At 65.4% G+C, this 4860-nt stretch carries 6 protein-coding genes and 1 tRNA gene; 3 read left to right on the top strand and 4 right to left on the bottom strand.

What is annotated here, in order from left to right:
- The first annotated feature begins 361 nt into the window (after positions 1–361).
- Positions 362–446 (top strand) — tRNA-Ser (locus ACI944_RS11765).
- Positions 447–496: 50 nt separating this feature from the next.
- On the opposite strand, the gene ACI944_RS11770 is transcribed toward ACI944_RS11765, so the two are convergent.
- Positions 497–733 (bottom strand): hypothetical protein, encoded by a 237-nt coding sequence (locus ACI944_RS11770; RefSeq protein ID WP_411719244.1) that lies wholly within the window; start codon positions 731–733, stop codon positions 497–499.
- A 76-nt stretch (positions 734–809) separates the two neighbouring features.
- The gene (locus tag ACI944_RS11775) at positions 810–1097 is read right to left on the bottom strand and encodes a hypothetical protein (protein WP_411719245.1); all 288 of its coding nucleotides are present in this window, start codon (positions 1095–1097) and stop codon (positions 810–812) included.
- Between the two features lie 59 nt (positions 1098–1156).
- On the opposite strand from ACI944_RS11775, the gene ACI944_RS11780 reads away from it, so the two are divergent.
- Positions 1157–1594 (top strand): bifunctional nuclease family protein, encoded by a 438-nt coding sequence (locus ACI944_RS11780; protein WP_411719246.1) that lies wholly within the window; start codon positions 1157–1159, stop codon positions 1592–1594.
- A 23-nt stretch (positions 1595–1617) separates the two neighbouring features.
- On the opposite strand, the gene ACI944_RS11785 is transcribed toward ACI944_RS11780, so the two are convergent.
- Together ACI944_RS11785 and ACI944_RS11790 are read right to left on the bottom strand one after the other, a co-directional pair.
- Positions 1618–1785 carry a hypothetical protein gene (locus tag ACI944_RS11785; protein WP_411719247.1) on the bottom strand — a complete coding sequence of 56 codons (168 nt, stop codon included), beginning with the start codon at positions 1783–1785 and terminating at the stop codon, positions 1618–1620.
- A 136-nt stretch (positions 1786–1921) separates the two neighbouring features.
- On the bottom strand, positions 1922–2449 hold the full coding sequence (locus ACI944_RS11790) for a hypothetical protein (protein ID WP_411719248.1): 528 nt from the start codon (positions 2447–2449) through the stop codon (positions 1922–1924).
- 154 nt (positions 2450–2603) lie between these two features.
- Here ACI944_RS11790 and ACI944_RS11795 point away from each other — a divergent pair, with 154 nt between their 5' ends.
- Positions 2604–4334: an excinuclease ABC subunit C gene (locus ACI944_RS11795; RefSeq protein WP_411719249.1), complete on the top strand. Its 1731-nt coding sequence runs from the start codon at positions 2604–2606 to the stop codon at positions 4332–4334.
- Positions 4335–4860 lie beyond the last annotated feature (526 nt).

The following is a 4860-nucleotide window of genomic DNA, read 5'->3' on the forward strand; positions in this document are numbered from 1 at the left end:
GAGGCGAGCGCAACAACACCCGTACCACCGAGAAGCCACATTACACCGACTCCCAAGAACACGCTATTCTCGGTTCCGACGCCCGTCGCAACCGCGCTCATACCGACGACCAACGCGAGTACAGTCGATATCTGGTAGAATCGACCCAACTTCGCAAACCACAGAACGTACGTTTCCATAGAACCGTATTATTCCCTCCGCGTATGTGTTTTATCGACGTTGGGGCGACCGCACGCGGTCCCTCCGTCCCGACGGTGCCGCGATTAGGGGCGTTGATAATCCGCCATCTGTTTGACTTCGGGCCGACCGGCTTTCGGTATATCGAAACGCATAAAGATACCACTCACCGATGTAGTGACGAGCCGAGGTAGCCTAGCCCGGCCAAGGCGGTTGCTTCGAGAGCAACTGTCCGTCAGGACACGTGAGTTCGAATCTCACCCTCGGCGCTTTCTCCGACCGATAGTACCCCTCTTGTTCCTCCTTCGAAGCATCAAAACTACGCTTTCCCGCCGCCTTCGCTCGCCCCGCCCGCGATACCGCCTTCGATAGCGATCCAGCCGAGCGCGGAGATGAACACCACGGGCGGGACCAACAGCGCGCCCCAGATGGGGTTCATGTCCCACTGAAGTATCAAAAGGACGTTCCCTATGCCGAGCGCGAACAGCGGGATGACGATCAGAGCCGCCTTTCGGCGTCCCGCGCCCTGCCCCTCCGACTCGCGCCCGTCGATCATACCTCCGCTTGCGGCGGTTGGGGCAAAAGGTCGCCGGTCCGATGTCGTCTCCCCGGTCTGCCCGCTCGGGTCGTTGTTACCGCCGCGTCAAGAGCCCGACCTGCTCGCCCGGCAGTTCTGCCTCGTTCCCCCGGCGGCTGCTCCGGCGGGCCAGCAGGTAGCCGTCCGCCTCGGTCACATCGAGCGGGTGGGCGTCCTGTACCCACAGCGTCCGTCCCTCGGGGCTGGCTTTATAAGCCCACTCGCGGGCCGCCGCCTTCGAGTCGAAGCGTCGGTGGCGCCCCGACGCGGCGATCCACGCTCCGACCGCGCTGCTGACCCGGCGGGCAGAGGGTTTCGCCGCGACCACGTAGCCGTCTCCCATGCCAGCGTCTTGACGCCCGAGGCGAAAAGCTTTGGTGGCGGTCGGTTGAATGTCAGACGATGACACACGAGGCGACCGTCAGTGGGCTCGGGGTCAGCGTCGATGACGAGGGGGGCGAGGGGGCCCCGGCTGTCATCCTGCGGGCGCGGGAACAGGCGCTGCCGATCTTCATCAGCACCGACCAAGCAAAGTCCATCTCGCACGCCCTCGATGGTCGTCCCTTCGAACGACCGCTCACGCACGACCTGTTCGTCGAGATGCTGACGGAGTTCGGTGGGGCGATAGACCGGGTCCGCATCGACGACCTCTCGGGGAACACGTTCCTCGCGAAGATCGACGCCGAGCGCTACGGCGGCGGAGAGCGGCGCAAGCTAACCTTCGACGCTCGGCCGAGCGACGCTATCGCCGTGGCGCTCAGGGTCGAGTGTCCGATTCTCGTCGGCGATGACGTCCTCGACGAGGCCGGCCGCCCGCCGGACGCGTTTGAAACCCGGTAGCCGACGGACGGGGTTTTCACCGGCTACCGGCAGGCCTCGACGGAGGTCTCATGACCTTCTGAGATCGCGATCCACGCGTCGTCGGTTCCGACGTCGGCGATAATGAACGCCGACCGCCCCTCGCAGTAGTCGTAGGCACCTTGAACGCGTTTGTCGGCGTCGCTTCCCACCGTGCTCCCAGCTTCTTCCATTATACCTGAACGCTCGTATTGAAATAATAATAATCTTACGAAACCTAACCACGAAGACACGAGCTGTGTGCCCGTTCACGCATCTGGCCGTTTAAAACCGTGACAGCCGTCGGTTCGGCACTTCGCGAATAGCTCGTCACTCGTCCTCGTATCGATCAGCCGCGGACTCGAAGGCGAACTCCGCGCGCTCCGCGGAGCGCCGCCCCTCCGCGGTCGCGAGCGCCTCGGGGTCGGGTTCGACGTCGTCGTCGACCCGGGCCCACGAGCCGTGGACCTTCGCGTGACACCACCGACACAGCGACACCGTGATCTCGTGTGTCAACTCGGCCCGGTCGTCGTCGGCGTATTCGAGGTGGTGCTCCTCGAGAAGGGGCCTGGTTTCCTCGCCCGCCAATCGCCGCTCGTCGAGCCCACAGCGGCGACACGTCCGCGCGGTATCGGTCGCGCGAAACTTCGGGCAGTCGACCCACGCCCACTCGCCCTCGGGATCGGCGGCCGGACACCGGAGGTCGTCGGCGTGACGCGCTCGCGCGAACTCGGGGTCGTTGTGGCCGTACTCGGCGGCGTACCGGCACCGCCCGTCGTCGGTGAGGAAGTCACACCGTTCGACGACTGCGTAGGGGTCGTCGACGCCGACGGACGTTCCCTGCGGCGTTTTCTCCATATCCGTGGTTCGTCCGCCGACTACCTGAACGTTCGGTCGGCCGATCCCGGCCACCGCTCGCGCGGCTCCACCCACTCCGTCAGATCGTCCGCGCGTCCGCCCCCCATCGCCACGACGCGTCACGCTGATACGACCACGGCCCCTCCATCCGGGTATGGACGCGGCGGCGGTTCGCGAACGGGCATCAGCGCTTCCCGACGACCCGGGCGTCTACCTGTTCGAGGCCGACGATCGGGTGTTGTACGTCGGAAAGGCGGTCGACATCCGCGACCGGGTCCGGTCGTACGCCGACCCCCGAAGTGAGCGGATCCGCCGGATGGTCGAGGCCGCGGCGCGAATCGACTTTGCCGTCACCGACACCGAAACCCAGGCGCTGTTGCTCGAAGCGAACCTTATCAAGCGCCATCAACCGCGGTACAACGTCCGGCTAAAGGACGACAAGTCCTATCCCCTCATCGCGATCACCCGCCACGATGTCCCGCGGATCGAAGTCACCCGCGACCCGGACGAGGGCGCGACGGTCTTCGGCCCTTTCACGAATAAGGGACGCGTCGAGACGGTGATAAAGGCAATCCGACGGATCTACGGCCTCCGAGGGTGTTCCGATCATAAGTACAAGGGGCGCGACCGACCCTGTCTCGACTACGAGATGGGGCTGTGCAGCGCCCCCTGCACCGGCGAAACGTCGCCCGAGTCGTACGCCGATGACGCCGAATCGGCGATCCGATTTCTCGAGGGTGAGACGGGCGCTCTGACCGAACCACTCCGGCGGCGGATGGGAGCGGCCGCCGAAGAACAGGCCTTCGAGCGTGCGGCTGCCCTGCGGGACGAACTCGACGCCGTCGAGGCGTTCCACGGCGGCGGTGGCGACGCCGTGGTCGGTGGAAGCGAGGACCACGCCGACGTCCTCGGCGTGGCGATCGAGGGTGAGGAGGCGACGGTCGCGCGGCTCCACAGCGAGGACGGCAAACTGGTCGATCGCGAGCGCCACCGCGTCGATGCCCCCGACTCCGGCGCGGGTGTCGCAGCCGTTCTCGCTGCCTTTATTCCGCAGTTCTACGCCGACCGCCCGCTTCCCGACGCACTCCTGTTGCCGGAGCGCTACGACGACCCTGACCTCGACCGATGGCTCGAAACCGAGGGTGTCTCGGTTCGGGTGCCCGGTGCCGGGCGGGAGGCGACGCTCGTCGAGTTGGCTATCAAGAACGCCAGCCGCCGGGTGGGCAAGGCCGATCCCGCTGGCGAACTCGCCCGACGACTCGGAACCGACCGGATCGATCGGATCGAGGGCTTCGACGTGAGCCACGCCGGCGGCCGTTCAGTCGTCGGGAGCAACGTCGTCTTCGCCGACGGCGACCCTGAAAAGCGCGGCTACCGTCGGAAGAAACTCGACGAGACGAACGACGACTACGCGAACATGAACACCTTGCTCCGGTGGCGCGCCGAGCGGGCGATCGATGGTCGAGACGACCGCCCGGACCCCGATCTGCTGTTGATCGACGGCGGCGAGGGACAGCGAAACGCCGCGTGTGAGGCGATCGCCGGGGTCGGCTGGGACGTCTCCGTCGTCGCCCTCGCGAAGGCCGAGGAGCGCGTGATCACCGCCGACGGGAGCCGCGATTGGGACGACGACGACTCCGCGTTGCACCTGCTCCAGCGCGTCCGCGACGAGGCCCACCGCTTTGCCGTCCAGTACCACCGGACCGTCCGCGACACGGTCTCGACGCCGTTGGACGAGGTCTCCGGCGTCGGTCCCGAACTCCGGGACCGGCTGCTTGGCCGCTTCGGCAGCGTCGAAGGCGTCCGCGCAGCCTCGATAGAGGAACTCGCGTCGGTCGATGGGGTCGGCGAGGCGACGGCCGAGGCAATCGAGCGAGCTTTATAAACGGCTGCCGGTAGTTTATAAACGGTCACCTGTCGGTTATAAACTGACCCTGCCCGAGGGCCGCCTACCTACCTAATACAGTGAGAGAGCCCCGGCGTTCACGCCGGGCGTGAACCGCGTCACAGCCTCGCTAGCCCACAGATTTATGATTATTACAGACATACACTAGTGTAACTCAAGAGCCGAAATCAATCCGGGAACACCTTGGGGTCCTCCCCGCCAACATGCACCATCCGGTGCTTACACTACCGCTGCCCCTGCAACACGGGATGTAGTGATGGCATGACACAATCAACCCCTGCGGTACTTGAGCGTGCCCACCGTGGCAGAAAGGGCCCGCAGGCCGATGGCACGGCCCGTGTCGCCAGCCACCGATAACGTGACTGGCGTCACTCAACTGCGGTTCGTCGGGTGCTGTGCAAGGAGATACAGGGTCCACCCGGACAGGGACGCTAAATATGCCACACCGTCATTCGACGGCTCACGCACTGAGCACAAACTGGAGTACCCGCAGCGAGCGGGGAAT

The sequence above is a fragment of the Natronomonas sp. genome, from assembly GCF_046710025.1.
In the GTDB taxonomy this organism is placed as follows: domain Archaea; phylum Halobacteriota; class Halobacteria; order Halobacteriales; family Haloarculaceae; genus Natronomonas.

Excerpts from the sequence above, each read along its gene's own strand:
- ACI944_RS11770 (WP_411719244.1), bottom strand. The coding sequence starts at position 733 with ATGATCGACGGGCGCGAGTCGGAGGGGCAGGGCGCGGGACGCCGAAAG.
- ACI944_RS11775 (WP_411719245.1), bottom strand. The coding sequence starts at position 1,097 with ATGGGAGACGGCTACGTGGTCGCGGCGAAACCCTCTGCCCGCCGGGTC.
- ACI944_RS11780 (WP_411719246.1), top strand. The coding sequence starts at position 1,157 with ATGACACACGAGGCGACCGTCAGTGGGCTCGGGGTCAGCGTCGATGAC.
- ACI944_RS11785 (WP_411719247.1), bottom strand. The coding sequence starts at position 1,785 with ATGGAAGAAGCTGGGAGCACGGTGGGAAGCGACGCCGACAAACGCGTT.
- ACI944_RS11790 (WP_411719248.1), bottom strand. The coding sequence starts at position 2,449 with ATGGAGAAAACGCCGCAGGGAACGTCCGTCGGCGTCGACGACCCCTAC.
- ACI944_RS11795 (WP_411719249.1), top strand. The coding sequence starts at position 2,604 with ATGGACGCGGCGGCGGTTCGCGAACGGGCATCAGCGCTTCCCGACGAC.